At 71.7% G+C, this 16943-nt stretch carries 16 protein-coding genes and 1 other RNA gene; 14 read left to right on the top strand and 3 right to left on the bottom strand.

Annotated features, from left to right (window positions below; genetic code table 11):
- Positions 1-6 precede the first annotated feature (6 nt).
- From AB0B57_RS18250 to AB0B57_RS18235, 4 genes are read left to right on the top strand one after another with little or no spacing between them, the layout of a single operon-like run.
- Positions 7-1389 (top strand): DUF1501 domain-containing protein, encoded by a 1383-nt coding sequence (locus AB0B57_RS18250; protein ID WP_357070568.1) that lies wholly within the window; start codon positions 7-9, stop codon positions 1387-1389.
- The gene (locus AB0B57_RS18245; RefSeq protein ID WP_357070565.1) at positions 1386-2804 is read left to right on the top strand and encodes a ferredoxin reductase family protein; all 1419 of its coding nucleotides are present in this window, start codon (positions 1386-1388) and stop codon (positions 2802-2804) included. Before AB0B57_RS18250 ends, AB0B57_RS18245 begins: the two co-directional genes overlap by 4 nt.
- Positions 2805-2815: 11 nt before the next feature.
- A complete protein-coding gene (locus tag AB0B57_RS18240; RefSeq protein WP_357070562.1) occupies positions 2816-3427 on the top strand; it encodes an FMN-binding protein in 612 nt (203 codons plus the stop codon).
- A gap of 49 nt (positions 3428-3476) precedes the next feature.
- Positions 3477-4199: an FAD:protein FMN transferase gene (locus AB0B57_RS18235; protein WP_357071034.1), complete on the top strand. Its 723-nt coding sequence runs from the start codon at positions 3477-3479 to the stop codon at positions 4197-4199.
- Positions 4200-4513: 314 nt separating this feature from the next.
- Here the strand turns inward: AB0B57_RS18235 and AB0B57_RS18230 are convergent, their stop codons facing one another.
- Positions 4514-5185, bottom strand: coding sequence for a bifunctional DNA primase/polymerase (locus AB0B57_RS18230; protein WP_357071031.1), 672 nt, complete (start codon positions 5183-5185; stop codon positions 4514-4516).
- A gap of 247 nt (positions 5186-5432) precedes the next feature.
- Here AB0B57_RS18230 and AB0B57_RS18225 point away from each other — a divergent pair, with 247 nt between their 5' ends.
- The 7 genes from AB0B57_RS18225 to mctP all read left to right on the top strand — a co-directional run bounded on the left by AB0B57_RS18225 (position 5433) and on the right by mctP (position 12536).
- Complete coding sequence (locus AB0B57_RS18225) at positions 5433-6659, top strand: helix-turn-helix domain-containing protein (protein ID WP_357070559.1); 1227 nt, start codon at positions 5433-5435, stop codon at positions 6657-6659.
- Positions 6660-6675: 16 nt separating this feature from the next.
- Entirely contained in the window at positions 6676-7248 is a 573-nt protein-coding gene (locus AB0B57_RS18220; protein WP_357070556.1) for a flavoprotein, read from the top strand.
- 71 nt (positions 7249-7319) lie between these two features.
- Positions 7320-8192 carry a Nif3-like dinuclear metal center hexameric protein gene (locus tag AB0B57_RS18215; RefSeq protein WP_357070553.1) on the top strand — a complete coding sequence of 291 codons (873 nt, stop codon included), beginning with the start codon at positions 7320-7322 and terminating at the stop codon, positions 8190-8192.
- On the top strand, positions 8182-8919 hold the full coding sequence (locus tag AB0B57_RS18210; RefSeq protein ID WP_357070550.1) for a C4-type zinc ribbon domain-containing protein: 738 nt from the start codon (positions 8182-8184) through the stop codon (positions 8917-8919). The genes AB0B57_RS18215 and AB0B57_RS18210 overlap by 11 nt, the downstream gene beginning before the upstream one ends.
- Before the next feature lie 3 nt (positions 8920-8922).
- Complete coding sequence (locus tag AB0B57_RS18205; protein WP_357070546.1) at positions 8923-10065, top strand: bifunctional RNase H/acid phosphatase; 1143 nt, start codon at positions 8923-8925, stop codon at positions 10063-10065.
- A 579-nt stretch (positions 10066-10644) separates the two neighbouring features.
- Complete coding sequence (locus AB0B57_RS18200; RefSeq protein WP_139587743.1) at positions 10645-10887, top strand: DUF3311 domain-containing protein; 243 nt, start codon at positions 10645-10647, stop codon at positions 10885-10887.
- Positions 10887-12536: a monocarboxylate uptake permease MctP gene (mctP, locus tag AB0B57_RS18195; RefSeq protein WP_357070543.1), complete on the top strand. Its 1650-nt coding sequence runs from the start codon at positions 10887-10889 to the stop codon at positions 12534-12536. The genes AB0B57_RS18200 and mctP overlap by 1 nt, the downstream gene beginning before the upstream one ends.
- Before the next feature lie 233 nt (positions 12537-12769).
- On the opposite strand, the gene AB0B57_RS18190 is transcribed toward mctP, so the two are convergent.
- Positions 12770-13228: a MarR family transcriptional regulator gene (locus tag AB0B57_RS18190; protein WP_357070540.1), complete on the bottom strand. Its 459-nt coding sequence runs from the start codon at positions 13226-13228 to the stop codon at positions 12770-12772.
- Between the two features lie 54 nt (positions 13229-13282).
- Here AB0B57_RS18190 and AB0B57_RS18185 point away from each other — a divergent pair, with 54 nt between their 5' ends.
- Positions 13283-14515, top strand: coding sequence for an MFS transporter (locus tag AB0B57_RS18185; protein ID WP_357070537.1), 1233 nt, complete (start codon positions 13283-13285; stop codon positions 14513-14515).
- Positions 14516-14541: 26 nt separating this feature from the next.
- On the opposite strand, the gene AB0B57_RS18180 is transcribed toward AB0B57_RS18185, so the two are convergent.
- A complete protein-coding gene (locus AB0B57_RS18180; protein WP_357070534.1) occupies positions 14542-15303 on the bottom strand; it encodes a sulfite exporter TauE/SafE family protein in 762 nt (253 codons plus the stop codon).
- A gap of 97 nt (positions 15304-15400) precedes the next feature.
- Between AB0B57_RS18180 and AB0B57_RS18175 the strand changes: the two genes are divergently transcribed.
- Both AB0B57_RS18175 and rnpB read left to right on the top strand, forming a co-directional pair.
- Positions 15401-16363, top strand: coding sequence for a threonine/serine dehydratase (locus tag AB0B57_RS18175; RefSeq protein WP_357070531.1), 963 nt, complete (start codon positions 15401-15403; stop codon positions 16361-16363).
- A gap of 136 nt (positions 16364-16499) precedes the next feature.
- Positions 16500-16916: RNase P RNA component class A (rnpB, locus tag AB0B57_RS18170), an RNA gene on the top strand.
- The last annotated feature ends 27 nt before the right edge of the window (positions 16917-16943 follow it).

Genomic DNA, 16943 nt, shown 5'->3' with positions numbered 1-16943 from the left:
CACCCGATGGAGAAGACTGTGTACAACTCTTTCCCCCTGCACCCCGAATGCCCCGACGTGCGACGGCTGGCCGACAACCCGGCCGAGGCGTTGCTGCGCGCGGAGGCGGACATCGTCGCCGCCGAGAACGCCGCCGAGGCCGACCGCTACCGCACTCTGGAGAACCTGGAGGAGGCCCAGCAGGACGGTCGTGGCGTCACCCGGCGGACCTTCGTCGTGGGTGCCGCGGCCACCGCCACCGCCCTGGCCACCGCCCAGTTCGTCACCACGTCGGCGTCGTTCGCGGCGACCCCGACCGGCACCCTGATCCACGTCTTCCTCTACGGCGGCCTGGACGGGCTGAGCCTGGTCGCGCCGGACAACGAGCCGGTGCTCGCCAAGGCCCGCCCCGACCTGCTGCTCGGCAACGACTCGCTGGCCCTGGACCGTGGCTTCAAGCTGACCAGCGCGTTCAAGCCGTTGGAGAAGTGGCTCGCGGCCGGCCAACTGGCCTTCGTCCCGGGGACCTCGGACCCGCGGCTGTCGCGCAGCCACTTCCAGGCCGCGGACGCCTGCAACCTGGGTGGCCTGCCCAACGAGACCGGCGGCCGGGGCTGGCTCGACGGTCTGGTCGACCACCTGGGCAAGGGCACCGCGTTCCGCAGCGTCGGCATCGGCAGCACCCTGCCCCGCTCACTCGTGGGCACCAACGGCGCGCTGTCGCTGAACAACGTGGGATCGCTGCGGCTCAACGGCGACCAGAAGTACCGGGCCGCCACCGAGGCCGCCATCAAGGGGCTCTTCACCGGGATCAACCACCCGGTCGAGGAGGCCGTGCAGGAGGGCATGGGCGCGTTGGCCACCGCCCAGCAGTTGGCCGCCAAGCCGTACGAGCCGGCCGAGGGCGTCAAGTACGAGGGCGTCGGCAACTCGTTCAAGCAACTCGCCCAGCTGATCAAGGGCGGCGCGAACGTCCGGGTCGCCACCGTCGGGATGGGCGGCTACGACACCCACGAGAACCAGGGCACCGCCGCCGGCGGCCAGCTGCACCGCCGGCTGAACGAGCTGGCCAGCGCGATGGCGGCCTTCTTCACCGACCTCGGCCCGCAGGCCGCCGACGTGACGATCATGGTGTCCAGCGAGTTCGGCCGCCGGGTCGGCTCCAACACCGGCGGCACCGACCACGGGCACGGTGGGGTGGTCACGATCCTCTCCGGCAAGAAGCTGGCCGGCTCGCTGCTCGGCGACTGGAACGGTCTGGACAAGCTGGACTCCGGTGACGTGCCGGAGTACAACAACATGTTCAACGTGTACGGCGCGGTGGCCCAGGGCCGGTTCGGGCTCACCAACGCGGAGGTCGAGAAGGTCTTCCCCCGCCAGAAGTACGCCCCGATGAAGCTGTACGCGTGACGCATTCGCACACCCACGCCGCCGGCCGTCGTACCGGGACCTCGTCCCGGCACGGCGGCCGGTCGGCTGCGCCCGTACCCCCGCAGATCCCGGACCGGCGCGGACCCGGCGGCCGGCGGCTGCTCGGCCTGTTGCTCCTGGTCGGCCTGCTCGCCAGCGTGCTGCCGTGGTGGCTGGGCACCCCCGCCGGTTCGTTGCGCAGCACCGCGTCCACCGTCACCGCGGCGGGCCGGATCAGCGGTCTGATCGCCGGCTACCTGCTGCTGGTGCAGGTGCTGATGATGAGCCGGCTGCCGGTGCTGGAACGGTGGATCGGCGGCGAGCAGATGGCCCGCTGGCACCGCGACGTCGGCGCCACCCTGCTGGTCGCCGTGCTGGCGCACCTGTCGCTGATCATCGTCGGCTACGCCGACCTGCGGAACCAGTCGCTCCTCGCCGAGGTCGGCACGCTGCTCGGCGACTACGAGGACATGGTGTCGGCGTTCGTCGCCGCCGGGATCATGATGCTTGTCGGGCTCAGCAGCATCCGGGCGATCCGCCGGGCGCTGCCCTACGAGCTGTGGCACCTGCTGCACCTGTCCAGCTACCTGATCCTGCTGCTCGGCTTCGGCCACCAGTTCACCCACGGCGCGCAGCTCTACAAGCCCGGTCCGGTCCGCACCGGCTGGATCGCGCTCTACGTGCTGGTGGTCGCCGCCCTGCTCTGGGGTCGGGTGCTCGCGCCGCTGGCGTTCAACCTGCGCTACAAACTGCGGGTCGCCGACGTGGTCGCCGAGAGTCCCGACACCATCTCCATCTACCTCACCGGCGAACGGCTCGGCCGGCTGGCGATGCTCGGCGGCCAGTACTTTCGCTGGCGCTTCCTCACCAGGGGCTGCTGGTGGCAGTCGCACCCGTTCTCCGTCTCCGCCGCCGCGAACGGTCGCTGGTTACGACTCACCGTCAAGGTCGTCGGCGCGCACACCGGGGACCTGCGGGACCTGACCGCAGGCACCCGGGTCTGGGCCGAGGGCCCCTCGGGCACCTTCACGGCCGCGCACCGGGTCCGCGAGCGGGCCCTGCTGATCGCGGGCGGCAGCGGCATCACGCCGATCCGGGCGATGCTGGAGGAGTTGCCGCCAGGCGCGGCCCTGATCTACCGGGCCCGCACCCCCGCCGACGTGCTGCTCAGCCGTGAGCTGGACTGGCTGGCGCAGGAGCGCGACACCTCGCTCTGGTACGTCATCGGGTCCCGCGACGACCCCGGCCCCCGTCAACTGATGAGCCCGGACGGGTTGCGTCAACTGGTGCCCGACGTGGCCCGGCGCGACGTCTACCTGTGTGGGCCACCCGGCCTGGTGGAACAGTCGGTGCGCGCGCTGCGCAGGGCCGGCGTGCCCCGACGGCAGATCCACCTGGCCACGTTCGAGTTGTAGGAAGGCATCAGATGCGTCGCGCGTTGCTCGCGATCACCGGCCTGGCCGCCAGCACCACCGCGCTCGTGGTGTTCAAGGGGTCGCCGGCCGCCACCCAGGTCGCCCAGAACCTGCCGACCGCCCAACCGGTCGACCCCACCCCGCAGGACGTCGACCCGGCCGCCGCCCCGGCCCCCGGCGCCGCCGCCGAACCGCCCGCCGGGGCACCGACGCCGTCGGTGGCGCCCAGCGCGCCGTCGTCGGCCAAACCCACCAAGAGCACCACCCGGCCGCCCAGCACCCCCCGCACCACCACGAAGGCTCCGACCGCGCCGCGGCCCACCACCAAGGCGCCGCAGCCGACCACCCGCCGGATCACCGGGCCGGGCGTGGACAACGAGTACGGGTACGTGCAGGTGCAGATCGTGGTCTCCGGCACCCGGATCGTCGACGCCGTCGCACTGTCGCTGCCCAGCGGGGGTGAGTCCGACATCCACAGCGACGACGTCAGCGGCCGGTACGACGGAAGCGGCGGCGAGGTGGTGCAGAAGCAGAGCGCCAACGTCAACACCGTCTCCGGTGCCACCGAGACCAGCAACTCCTACAAGCAGTCGCTGCGGGGCGCGATCGAGCAGGCGTTCTGACGTGCCGGCGGCGCTGATCCGACCCGGGCTGTGCCGGGTCGAGCAGATCATGGGTACGGCGATCACCCTGGACCTCGCCGACGACCTGCCGCCGGCCACCCTGTCCGAGGTGGCCGACGACGTCTTCGCCTGGATGCGCGAGGTGGACGCCCGGTTCAGCACGTACCAGCCGGACAGCGAGGTGTGCCGCTTCGACCGGGGTGAGGTGCTGCTCTCCGAGGCGTCGGCGGATCTGCGGTTCGTGCTGGAGACCTGCGCCGACCTGTGGGGTGCCACCGACGGGTTCTTCGACGCGTACGCCACCGGGCGGCTCGACCCGTCCGGTTTCGTCAAGGGGTGGGCCGCCCAGGTCGCCTCGGACCGCCTGCTCGCCGCCGGTGCCGTGAACCACTGCGTGAACGCCGGCGGTGACCTGCGGGTGCGGGGCGTGTCCCCGACCGGGGCACCGTGGCGCATCGGCATCCGGCACCCCTGGGACGCCATGGCGACCTGCCTGGTGCTCACCGGGACCGACCTGGCCGTGGCCACGTCCGGCGTCTACGAGCGGGGCCGGCACGTGCTGGACCCACGCCGGGGCACCCCGGCCAGCGGGTTGCGCTCGGTGACAGTGGTCGGCACGGACCTCGGCGTGGCCGACGCGTACGCCACCGCCGCCCTGGCCATGGGCACCGCCGGTCTGGGTTGGCTGAGCGGCCTGGACGACCACACCCATGCGGTGGTGACCGACGACGCCCGCCAATACCATTCCGCCGGCCTACCCCTAACCACCTAACGCCCCACCCCCCCGCGCGGGGGGTGGGGCGGGTGGGGTGGGTTGTTCTAGCGGACTGGGCGGTGGGTGCCGGCTGGGCGGGAGCCGGTGGGGCGTGGGCGGCCGGGGCGCGAGCCGGAGGGTCGGGTGCCGGCCCACCGGTGGCGTCGGTGGCTACGGCGGGGCGGTTCGGTGCCGCCGGGATGAGGCGCCCTGTCGTTCGTGGACATCGTTCCCCCGTTCGTGGCGCGCGTTCGCGCCGTCTTCCTGTCAACGAGGACCGGCGCCCCGGCGACGCTGTCGGGCACCGGATCGAATCGTCGGTCGGGCCGGTCTCATCGGCCTCGTCGGGGCAGCGGCAGGTGACCGGGGAGCAGGTCGGGGGCGAGGGTCACGCCAGCGGCGCGCAGCGCCCCGATCAACGTGTTCTGTACGAGGTACGAGTCCGGCAGTTGCCAGCGGGCCTGCTCGGGGGCGACCGCCCAGCGGACCGTCCCCTCCGGCAGCCGGGTGGGCGGCGCGGGGATCCACGAGCCCGGCCCGTGTCGGACCACGTGGAAGCAGTGCTCCAACTCCGGCCGGAGCGGGTCGCCGGGGCGGACCAGGAACATCCACCGCCCGGTGGGGGTGACAAGCACCGGGCCGCGTACGCCGGTGCCGGCCGGGTGGATCCGCACCGCGTCGAGCACGTGCCGGCCCAGGTGGGCGGGCACCTCCAGCACGTCGAAGGTTCGGCCGGTGGGCAGCAGCACCCCGTGTGGACGGTTGCGCCACCAGGTGGCCACCCGGGCCGGGTCGGCGCTGGCGGCCAACTCCCAGTTCTCCAGGGCGGGGTGGCAGCCCACGGTGGGACAACCGGCCCGGCCACAGACGAAGCGACTGCGGGCCAGGCAGGCCCCTGGCGTGACCTCCCATCCGTGTGTGGCGTACCGCATGGCGACCCTGCGCAGCCGGACTCGTTCCAGTGGTGACAGTTCGGCTACGCGCGGTCCGACGTTCCCCCACATGTGTGCCATCTCCCCTCGTCGGGCCCGGCGGTCGCCAGGTCGCATGTCGAGCACCGTCACTGCCGTAACCCACGATCGTTGAGGTTGACGAACGGCTCGTGCAACTTGCACGAAAGTACGAGGGCTGGCCGTTCGACTGACGTACATCGTGTGCGACCAGCGAAAACCTGAACGTGAACGGCGGCCGTCGCACCCGCTGACATCGCCCCCGCTCGATCTATCGGCGGCGGCAGAGGAGGATGGGCAGATGGACGAGCTACCCATAGGACGGCGAGTGGCCTACTGGCGAGGGCGCCGCAAGATGTCGCAACAGGTCTTCGCCGATCGGCTCGGCAAGTCCAAGAGTTGGGTGGACAAGGTCGAACGCGGCGTTCGCCGGCTGGACAAGTTCTCCGTCCTCTACGAGATCGCCGACATCCTCCAGATGGACGTGCAACTGCTGATGGGCAAGGACCCGGAGCGACGCGCCGACGCCCTCAACTGCATCGACCAGGTCGAGGTGCAGGAGATCCGGGCCGCGCTGGAACGCTACGACTCGATGAGCGCGTACTTCGACGCGGTGCCGTGTCCGCCACCGCTGGACGACCTGCGCAAGGCCGTCAACCACGCCTGGCTCACCTACCAGTACGGCCGCTACGGCATGCTCACCCGGGCCCTGCCGAAGCTGCTGCGCGACGCCCAGGCGGCCGACGCCGCCTACGGCGGTGAGCGGGCCGCCGAGGCGGCCCACCTGCTCGGCCAGGTCTACCAGATCGCCTCCTCGGTGCTGCGCAAGCTCGGCGAGTGCGAGCTGGCCTGGCTGGCCGCCGACCGGTCGATGGCGGTGGCCCAGCGCGCCGACGACCCCCTGCTGGCCGGCATCGCCACCACCCGGGTGTGCAACGCCCTGGCCGCGATGGGCCGGGCCCGCCCCGCACTGGAGCTGAACGTCCAGATCGCCAACCGGCTGGCACCCGGCGGAAGCAACGAGGTCACTCCGGCCCGGCTCTCCGTCTACGGGATGTTGCTGCTGCAGGGCGCGATGGCCGCGTCCCGCATCGGCGACTCGGCCAGCGTCGACGACCTGATCAACTGTGCCCAGGAGGCCGCGACCCTGCTCGGTGGCGACCACAACCACTACTGGACGTCGTTCGGCCCGACGAACGTCGAGCTGCACCGGGCCGCCGCCGCGGTGGAGTTGGGCGACGGGGGTCGGGCGGTGGAGGTGCACCACCGCATCGCGGAGCACTCCTTCAACGCGCTGCTGCCCGAACGCCGCGCCCACCACCTGCTCGACATCGCCCGCGGGTACGCCCAGGTCGGCGACGTGGCGAACGCCGGCGAGATGTTGCTGATGGGTGATCGGCTCGCGCCGTCGGAGATCCGCTGCCGGCCGATCGCCCACGAGGTGATGTCGGACGTCCTTCGTCGCACACGTGGTGCGCCGCCTTCTCCGGTAGCGGAGTTGGCTGAGCACATGGGAGTAGGGGTATGACCGCGGAGCCGGTGTGATGGCCGGTCCAGCGCGCAGCAGCGGACGCCGTGCGGTGCTCTACGTCATCGCCTGTGGTTCGCCGCTGGCCCGCAGGGTCGGGCAGTTGGTCGACCTGGCGCAGCAGGACGGCTGGGACGTCTGCGTGGTCGTCACGCCGGACGGCGCCAAGTTCGTCGACCAGACCGCCCTGGCCCGGCAGACCGGCCACCCGGTGCGGACGCACTACAAGAATCCCGACGACCCGGACGTGTTGCCGCCCGCCGACGCAATGATCGTCTGCCCGGCGACGGTCAACACGGTCAACAAGTGGGCGGCCGGCATCGCCGACACACTCGCGCTGGGGCTGCTGGTCGAGGCGCAGGGCAAGGGCATCCCCATCGTGGCGGTGCCGTACACCAACGTCGCGATGGCCGCCCACCCGGCGTTCCGCGCCGGCCTGGCCCGGCTGGCCGAGTGGGGTGTCACGGTGCTCTTCGGTGACGACGTGGTCGCCTTGCACCCGCCCGGCACGGGGGAGCAACACCTGCACGCCTTCCCGTGGGCGATGCCGCTGGCCGCGCTGCACACCGTCACCGTGGGAGCCGCCTAGCGGCCACGGCGCGACTCGACCGGGCCGGGCGTCACCGCTGGGCCGCCCCCGCGCCGGTAAGCTGGCCCGCCGTGAGCACTAGCAGATCCGTCCCCACGGTGACCGACGTGGTGGCCGAGCTGGAACGGCGCTATCCACCGGTCTGGGCCGAGGACTGGGACCGGGTGGGCCTGGTGCTCGGCGAGCCGACCGCCCCGGTCCACCGGGTGCTCTGCGTGGTCGACGTGGTGCCCGAGACGGTCGCCGAAGCGCTGGCCGCCGACGTGGACATGATCGTCGCGCATCACCCGCTGTTGCTGCGCGGGGTCTCGTCGGTGGCGCCGACGACCTTCAAGGGCCGGATCATCCACCAGTTGATCCGCGCCGGGGTGGCGCTCTACGCGGCGCACACCAACGCCGACGTGGCGTCCCCGGGTGTCTCGGACGCCCTCGCCGCCCGGTTCGGGCTGACCGGGCTGCGCCCGTTGCAGCGGCCCGCGCCCGGCTCGGCCGCCCACGGCGACGACCGGGGTTTCGGCCGGGTCGGCGAGTTGCCCGAGCCGATGACTCTCGCCGAGCTGACCCGACACGCGGCCGCCGTGCTCCCCGTCACGTCCTGGGGAGTTCGCGCCGCGGGGGATCCCGGGCGTATGGTTCGTACCCTCGCCGTCAGCGGCGGGTCGGGGGACAGCTTCCTCGGCGCCGCGACCGCCGCCGGGGTGGACGCGTTCCTCACCGCCGACCTGCGGCACCACCCGGCCGGCGAGCACCTCGCCGCCGATGGTCCCGCCCTGATCGACGCCGCCCACTGGGCGACCGAACGACCGTGGCTGGACGACCTGGCCGCCCTCCTACGGGAGGCGCTGGGCGTCGAGACGCTGGTGTCCGACCTGGATACCGACCCGTGGACCGTGCATGCCGCCGCACCCGTTGTGGACGACAAGGAGCCCGACCGTGAAGGCTGACCCTCAGGTGCAGCGCCGCCTGCTCGACCTCCAGGCGATCGACACCAACCTCGCCCAGCTCGCCCACCGCAGGCGGACGCTTGCCGAGCGGGCCGAGCTGGAGTCGCTGGCCCGGGAGCTGTCGTCGTTGGAGGACGAGCGGGTCCGCGCCCAGGTGGCGGTCGACGACCTGGACCGGGACATCGCCCGGCTGGAGAAGGACGTCGACCAGGTCCGCGCCCGCAAGCAGAAGGACGAGAACCGGCTGGCCGCCGGCACCGGCCCGGCCCGCGAGTTGGAGGCGCTCCAGCACGAGCTGGTCTCGCTGAACCGGCGCCAGGGCGACCTGGAGGACGCCGAACTGGAGCTGATGGAGCAGCGTGAGACCGCGCAGGGCGTCCTGGACGGCGTGGAGCAGCGGCTGGCCGACACCCGGGACAAGCGGGCCGCGACCGAGCAGCGCCGCGACGACGCGTTGGCCGAGATCGCCAAGGAGGAGGAGTTCAAGCGGGGGGCCCGTCAGCCGCTCGCCGCCGACCTCCCGAGCGACCTGGTCACCCTCTACGACAAGATCCGCGAGGACACCGGCCTCGGTGCCGCGCTGCTCACCGCGGGCCGCTGCGGCGGGTGCCGGCTGGAGCTGTCCGGTGCCGACCTCGCCCGCATCCGCAAGGCGGCCCCGGACGACGTGGTCCGCTGCGAGGACTGCCGCCGGATCATGGTCCGCACCAACGAGTCGGGCCTGTAGGTCGTGGCGCCGCGCGTGGTCGCCGTCGAGGCCGACGGCGGGTCCCGGGGCAACCCCGGCCCCGCCGGCTACGGCGCGGTGGTGCTCGACCCGGAGACCGGCGAGGTGCTCGCCGAGCGTTCCGAGTCACTGGGTACGACGACCAACAACGTCGCCGAGTACCAGGGGCTGATCGCCGGCCTGACCGCCGCCGCCGAGCTGGGTGCCGCCGAGGTGGACGTCCGGATGGACTCCAAACTGGTGGTCGAGCAGATGTGCGGCCGGTGGCAGATCAAGCACCCCGGCCTGCGGCCCCTCGCCGCCCAGGCCGCCGGGTTGGTGGGCCGGTTCACCGCCGTCCGGTTCATCTGGATTCCGCGCGACGAGAACCGGCACGCCGACGCGCTCGCCAACGCCGCCATGGACGCCGCCGCCGGCCGTCCCACCTCTTCCCGGACGGCGGGCCAACCGCCGGCGACACCCGCGGTCGGCAGCGACCCGGCGACCGCGCCGGCCTCGTGGGAGCCACGGCCGACCTTCACCGCCACCCGGCTGATCCTGGTCCGCCACGGCGAGACCGAGTACACCGAGCAGCGACGCTACTCCGGCCGCGGTGACGTGCCCCTGTCCGAGCGCGGCCGGGCCCAGGCCGGGGCCACCGGCGCCCGGGTGGCCGCGCTGGCCCCGTCCGTCGCGGCCGTGCTCAGCTCACCACTGTCCCGGTGTACGGCCACCGCGGCGGCGATTGCCGAAGCGCTCGGCGGTGACGTGCCGGTGCGCACCGAGGACGACCTGATCGAGTGCGACTTCGGCGCGTGGGAGGGGCGCACCTTCGCCGAGGTGCGTCAGCAGTGGCCGGGGGAGATGGACGCCTGGCTCGCCTCACCCCGGATCGCCCCGCCGGGCGGAGAGTCGTTCACCCACGTCGCCGAACGCGCGCACCGCGTGACAGCCGGGCTGCTCACCGCGTACCCCGGGGAGACCGTGGTGGTGGTCTCGCACGTCTCGCCGATCAAGCTGGTGCTGCGCGACGCCCTCGCGGCCGGCGACGGGTTCCTGCACCGGCTCTTCCTGGACGCGGCCGGCATCTCGGTGCTCGACATGTGGCCCGACGGCGGCGTGGCCGTGCGCACGGTCAACGACACCGCCCACCTCGCCGCGCTCTAGATCGGCGGCGGTCGGGCCCACCGGCTCGTCGCGCCCTGCCGCGCGGAAACCCGCCCGGCCCCACGGCCTGTAGCTGCTTGTTCAGGTAGGCCGGGGGCAGCTCGTAGAACGCGGCGAGGGTGCCCGTTGGCACCGGGGCGTCCAGCCAGCTCAGGGTTGTCCTTTGCTCTGCACCCGCGGGTGCGACGGCTACTGTCTGCGACCGGTGCCTATTGGGGTGCAGAGCAAAGGACAATCAGCGATCAGCCATCGAAAGGAGGGGTGCGGGGATCGTCGCCGCGACTGATCTCCGCACCCCCCTCGTCGCCGCGGCCCAGGGTCGACGAAGCACCCGCACGGCTCGTGGTCAGCCACGGCGGCCCGACCTCGTGCCGTGACATCACCCCGCAACCCTTGGCGGCCCGTCGGGCTGGTGGCCGGGCGGCGGTTCTCGCTGTCCTACTGGGCGTGCGCGTCATTCGGCGCACCGTGATCGCCGCTCGGCGCACGACTCACCGGCCGGGCCGCGTGGCGGTCCGCGCAAAGCCGTAGCCTCCGGCCCGTTACATCGAGATCTTCGACTCCCCGGAGGTGTGTCAGATGGCTGCACCCGAACCGGAGGCGCCCACCACGGCGCCGGCCAGGGCGAAGGACCACAGCCCCTGGAACTGGTTGCTCTTCATTCCCATCGTCGTACCGCTGATCCCGGCCTTCTTCAACGGCGACTCGCCCCGGGTCTTCGGCTTCCCGCGCTTCTACTGGCTGCAACTTGCCTTCATCCTGCTCGGCGTCGGCACCACCACTTTGGTCTACCAGATGACGAAGAAGCGGGGAGGCCGCTGATGTGGCGCGACCATCTCACCGAGATCATCGTCTTTTCGCTGCTGTTCCTCCTGGTCAGCGCGATGGGCTTCGTGGCCGCCCGGTGGCGGGCACCAAAGGACATGGCGCACCTGGACGAGTGGGGGCTGGGCGGGCGCAGCTTCGGCGGCTGGATCACCTGGTTCCTGGTCGGCGGTGACCTCTACACCGCGTACACCTTCGTGGCGGTGCCGGCGTTGATGTTCGGTGCCGGCGCGGCCGGGTTCTTCGCCGTGCCGTACACCATCGTCATCTACCCGCTGGTCTTCCTGGTGCTGGTGCGCCTCTGGTCGGTGTCGCACCGGCACGGGTTCGTCACGCCGGCCGACTTCGTCCGCAACCGGTTCGACTCGCCGGCGCTGGCCCTGCTGATCGCCATCACCGGCATCGTGGCCACCATGCCGTACATCGCGTTGCAGCTGATCGGCATCGAGGCCGTCCTCAAGACGATGGGCGTCACCGGCGACAACGCGGTGGCCCGACACCTGCCGATCATCATCGCGTTCGCCATCCTGGCCGCGTACACGTACCAGTCGGGGCTGCGCGCGCCCGCGCTCATCGCGTTCGTCAAGGACAGCCTGATCTACATCGTCATCCTGGTGGCGGTCGTCTACCTGCCGTACAAGCTGGGCGGCTGGGGTGACATCTTCGCCGCCGCGGACGCGAAGTTCGACGCCTCACCCAACCCGAACGACGGCATCCTGCTCAACGGCAACAACCAACTTCAGTACATGACGTTGGCACTCGGCTCGGCGTTGGCGCTCTTTCTCTACCCGCACAGCATCACCGGTGTGCTGGCCAGCAAGAACCGCGACGTGATCAAGCGGAACATGTCGGCGCTGCCGGCGTACAGCCTGCTGCTCGGGCTGATCGCGCTGCTCGGCTACATGGCCATCGCGGCGGGGGTGAAGCCGCTGCCCGGCGCGAAGGAGGGCACGGTCGACAACAACACGATCGTGCCGCTGCTGTTCGACCAGCAGTTCCCGGACTGGTTCGCCGGTGTGGCGTACGCCGCGATCGGCATCGGTGCCCTGGTGCCCGCGGCGATCATGTCGATCGCGGCGGCGAACCTGTTCACCCGCAACATCTACAAGGAGTACCTGAAGCGGGACGCCTCCCCGGCCCAGGAGGCGAACGTCTCGAAGATCACCTCGCTGGTGGTGAAGGTCGGCGCGGTGGCCTGCATCGTGTTCCTCGACCCGCAGTTCTCCATCGACCTCCAGCTGATCGGCGGCGTGATCATCCTGCAGACGCTGCCGGCGGTGGCGCTGGGCCTCTACACCCGCTGGTTCCACCGCACCGGCCTGATCGTCGGCTGGGTGGCCGGCATGGGCCTGGGCATGTGGATGCTCTACCAGGTGGCCAGCCCGACGAAGAAGCACTTCGGCGGCTCGGCGTTCCCGCTGTCGGAGTTCGGGTTCGACACCACCAAGACGATCTACGTCGGCATCGTGGCGGTCCTGGTCAACCTGGCCGTGGCGGCGCTGGTGACGCTCGCGCTGCGGGCCGCGAAGGTCGAGGAAGGAGTCGACGGCACCACACCTGACGACTACTTCGCCGACGAGGGCGACCCCCGGGTCACCCCGGGCACCGACAGCGACGCCGACGCGGCCCGCGAACCGGTCGCCTGACCTCAGGCACGTACGCCCGGGCGCCGACGTGGGTCGGTGCCCGGGCGCACCTGTCCCCGCGCCCCGTCTCCCCGCGCCCCGTTTCCCCGCGCCCGGCGTCTCCCGCGTCGATCTTGCAGTTGTGGTGCCCGGCAGGTGGTGATTCAGACCGTTTGTCCCCCACCATAAGTGCAAGATCGACGGGGCTGGGCGGGGCGGGGCGGGGCGGGGCTGGGCGGGGGTGGATCAGCGGATCAGCGGGGGTGGTTGCGGTTTATCAGGGCCTGGTTTAGGCGGCCGAGCAGGGTTGCCAGGGCGGTGCGGTCCTCGGTGGTCCAGTCGGCCAGCATGTCGCCGTAGAGCCGGGTGCGGGCGGCCTGCACGACGGCCATCCGTTGCAGGCCGGCGGCGGTGGGGGAGATGACCGTGCCCCGGCCGTCGGAGGGATCCGGGGTGCGAGTGATCAGGCCGTCGCGTTGTAGGGCGGAGACCTGCCGGGTCACCGTCGAGCCGTCCAGGTTGAGTCGGGCGGCGAGCGCCGAGACGTTCTGTGGGCCGGCGTCGGCCAGGTGGCGCAGGATGACGTACGCCGCGCGGTCGAGCACCCGGTGCTCGGCGGTGCCGGTGGCCCGCCGGGTGGCCTCGCCGAAGCGCATCAGCAGGGCCACCTCGGTCTCGATCCGGCCGAGGGTGCTTTCGTCGTCGTCGTTCATAGCTGTATGATACAGGATAATTACCTGTACGATACAGCTATCTGAGGAGTCGGAGTGGATCGGCGTTCCGAACCGAACCGCAGTGCCATCTACGCCACCACGCTGGTGGCCTTCCTCGCCATCGCCGGCATCGCCGTCGTCGACCCGATCCTGCCGGCCATCGGCGATGCGATCGGGGTCAGCGCCTGGCAGGTCGAGTTGCTGTTCACCGCGTACATCGCGGTCATGGCCCTGGGCATGATCCCGGCGACGCTGGCCAGCGGCCGGTTCGGCTTCAAACCGGTGCTCGTCACCGGCGTCTCCGTGGTCGGCCTCGCCGCGATCCTCGCCTCGTTCAGCGACAACATCGTGCAGCTGTCCGTGTTGCGCGGTGTCTGGGGGCTGGGCAACGCGATGTTCTTCGCCACCGCCATGGTGGTGCTCGTCAACCTGGCCGTCGACCGGGAATGGGTGGTCGGCCTCTTCGAGACCGCCCTCGGCCTCGGGTTCGCCGTCGGACCGCTGATCGGTGGCCTGCTCGGCCAGGTCAGCTGGCGGCTGCCGTTCTTCGTCTGCGGCGTCTTCATGGTCCTCGCCCTCGGCGTGGCCTCCCGCAAACTCCGCGAACCCGCCAACCGCCAGGCCCCGGTACGCGTCGGCCAGATCTTCGCCACCTACCGCCGGCCGGCGTTCATCGCCCTCTGCGTGGTGACCGCCGCGTACAACTTCGTGTTCTTCGTGGTGCTCGGCTACACGCCGCTCTTCCTCGGCCTGGACATCGTGCCGCTGGGGCTCGCGTTCACCGGCTGGGGCCTCGGCCTGGCCACCGGCATCCTGGTCATCGGCCACCGGCTCGCCCACCGGATCGGCGCGGTGCAGACCGTCGGCGTGGCCATCACCGGCCTGCTGGTCTGCATGGTCCTCTTCGCCACCTCGCACTCCACCGCCGAGGCGCTCGTGGTGCTGGTGCTGGCCGGACTCTGCATGGGGCTGGCCAACGCCAACCTTACCGATCTGGCGCTCGGCCTCGGCTCCAGCGATCGTCGGGTCGCCACCGGAGCGTTCAACCTGGTCCGCTGGGGCGCCGCCGCGCCGGCACCGATCATCTCCGGCAAGCTCGCCGAGCACTCGCTGGCCCTGCCGTTCTGGGTCGGCTTCGGGGTCCTCGCCGTCGGCGTGCTGGTCTACCTGGCCTTCGCACACGTGATGGCGGCCGGCTACGGCGAGCGGGTGCTCTGGTCGCGCCTGAACCGCGCCGCCGCCGATGCCGAGAACGCCGTCGAGGAGCCGGTAGGCGAGGCCTACTGACGCAGGCTTGTTGGCTTTGCCGCCGGTCAGCTCAGGGCGCGCCAGAGCAGGTAGAGGCCGATCGTCGTGCCGAACACCACGATCAGCGTCTTGAGCACCACCGGCGGCAGCCGGCGGACGAGCCGGGCGCCCGCGTACCCCCCAAGGAGGGTGGCCGGCGCGACCACCGCGACCGCCGCCCAGTTCACCGGGCCGAACAGGGCGAAAACCACGAGCGTGGTCAACCCCACCAACGCGGAGAGCAGATTCTTGATCGCGCTCACCCGTGCCAGCGTCGCGTCCAGCACCAGGGCCAGCCCGGCGACAAGCATCACCCCGAGTGCCGCACCGAAGTAACCGCCGTACACCGCGCCAAGCGCCACCATCGCCTGCACCGTGACCGTCCGCCGGCGTGGCGACAGGTCCCGGGGGTGGCCGACCAGCCGGCGCAGCGGGTCCTGGAACGCCAGGACCGCTGTCGCGCCGAGGACCAGAAAGGGTACGACCAGCTCGAACGCGCGGGCCGGGGTGGCCAGCAACAGCAACGCTCCGACGATCGTGCCGGCGATCGTGGTGGGTATCAGCGTGGCGAGCGCCCGGGGGCGCGGCAGGTCCATCCGGCTGCCCGCCACGCTGGCCAGGTAACCGGGGAACACCGCGATGGAGTTGCTGACGTTCGCCGGAACCGGGGGCAACCCGACCGCGATCATCGCCGGAAAAGTGATAAGCGAACCGCCACCGGCCACCGCGTTGACCGTGCCAGCGGCGAGACCGGCGGCGAGTAGCAGCGCCGCGTGGGAAAGATCCATAGCCCCACGAGGCTAGCCCGGCCGCCTGGCCCCCCGCACGATCGGCTGCTCCTGATCCGCGGGTCGGCCTGTCCCGCTGCTGTGGCACGCTTCGGTGATGATCGAGCTCGCGGACATCGAGGCGGCCGCCGACCGGATCGCCGGCCATGTGGTCCACACGCCCACCGTGCCCAGCCCCGGCCTGTCCGAGCTGCTCGGCGTGCCCGTCACCGCCAAGCTGGAGCTGCTGCAACGTACCGGGTCGTTCAAGGCACGTGGCGCGGCGGCGAAGCTGCTCGTCCTGGACGACGCCGAGCGGGCGGCGGGCGTGCTGGCGGTCAGCGGCGGCAACCACGGCATCGCGGTCGCGGTGATGGCCGGCGCCCTGGGCGTGGCGGCGACCGTGGTGATGCCCCGGACGGCACCGGCGCGTGCCATCGAGGTGGCCCGCGCGGCCGGTGCCGACGTCCAGCTGACCGACGGCATGTCCGCCGCGTTCGCGCTCATGTCCCGGCTGCGGGAGGACGGCCTGACCCTGCTGCACCCGTTCGACGACCCGGTGGTGCTCGCCGGGCAGGGCACTGTCGGACTGGAGTTCGCCGACGACGCCGGTGAGTTGACCGACGTACTGGTCAGCGTCGGCGGCGGGGCGCTGATCTCCGGGGTGGCCGCGGCGCTGCGGGCACGCCGGCCGGGGGTACGGGTCTGGGGCGTGGAGACCGAGGGCGCGCAGGCGATGTCGCAGGCCCTGGCCAAGGGTGGGCCGGTCGAGGTGCCGCTGTCGTCGATCGTCACCACGCTCAGCGCGCCGACCGTCTCGCAGCTCACCTACGATCACGTGACTGCCCTGGTCAGCGACGTGCTCGTGGTCTCCGACGCGGAGGCGGTGCGGGGAACTGTGGAGTTGGCCGAGCATGCGAAGGTCTGGGCCGAGCCGGCCGCCGGATGCCTGCTGCCGGCCGCCCGCCGGGTACGGGAGCGGGTGGGCGACGATGCCCGGTTGGGTCTCGTGCTCTGCGGTGGCAACGCCACGGTCGCCGACGTGGCGTCGTGGACGGCGCGCCTGGGGGCCCTCGGGTAATCCCTGTGGCCGGCAGCAGGCCGCCCCGCACGATCCGGCCCCCGTCTGCCGGTCGCGTCGGTCCGCCATCGTCATCGGCCGGGCCGGGGCGGAACGGGGCCTCCCCATCACGTCGTTAGGATGGGAGCGCGACGGACGAGTCGACCGGGCGGTCGCGTCGGCGGGCTTCGGCCCGCCGCCGAGGAACGTCCGGACTCCACAGGGCAGGGTGGTTGTTAACGGCAACCCGGGGCGACCCGCGGGACAGTGCCACAGAAAACAGACCGCCGACCCCCAACGGGGACGGTAAGGGTGAAACGGTGGGGTAAGAGCCCACCAGCACCCCGGGTGACCGGGGTGGCTCGGTAAACCCCACCCGGAGCAAGGCCAAGCAAGGGCCGTCACCGCAAGATGACGACCCGGCGCAGACGCTTGAGGGCTGCCCGCCCGATGTCTGCGGGTAGGCCGCTGGAGCCTGCCGGCAACGGCAGGCCGAGATGGATGGCCGCCGCCGGCGCAAACCTTTCGGGGTACGCGCCGCGCACAGAATCCGGCGTACAGGTCGACTCGTCCGTCGCCCACCAGCTCAGAGCCTCGATCA

The organism is Micromonospora sp. NPDC049101, from assembly GCF_040648675.1.
Lineage (GTDB): Bacteria > Actinomycetota > Actinomycetes > Mycobacteriales > Micromonosporaceae > Micromonospora.
Note: the sequence above shows the minus strand (reverse complement) of the source record. Positions and strands in the feature narration are given on the sequence as shown.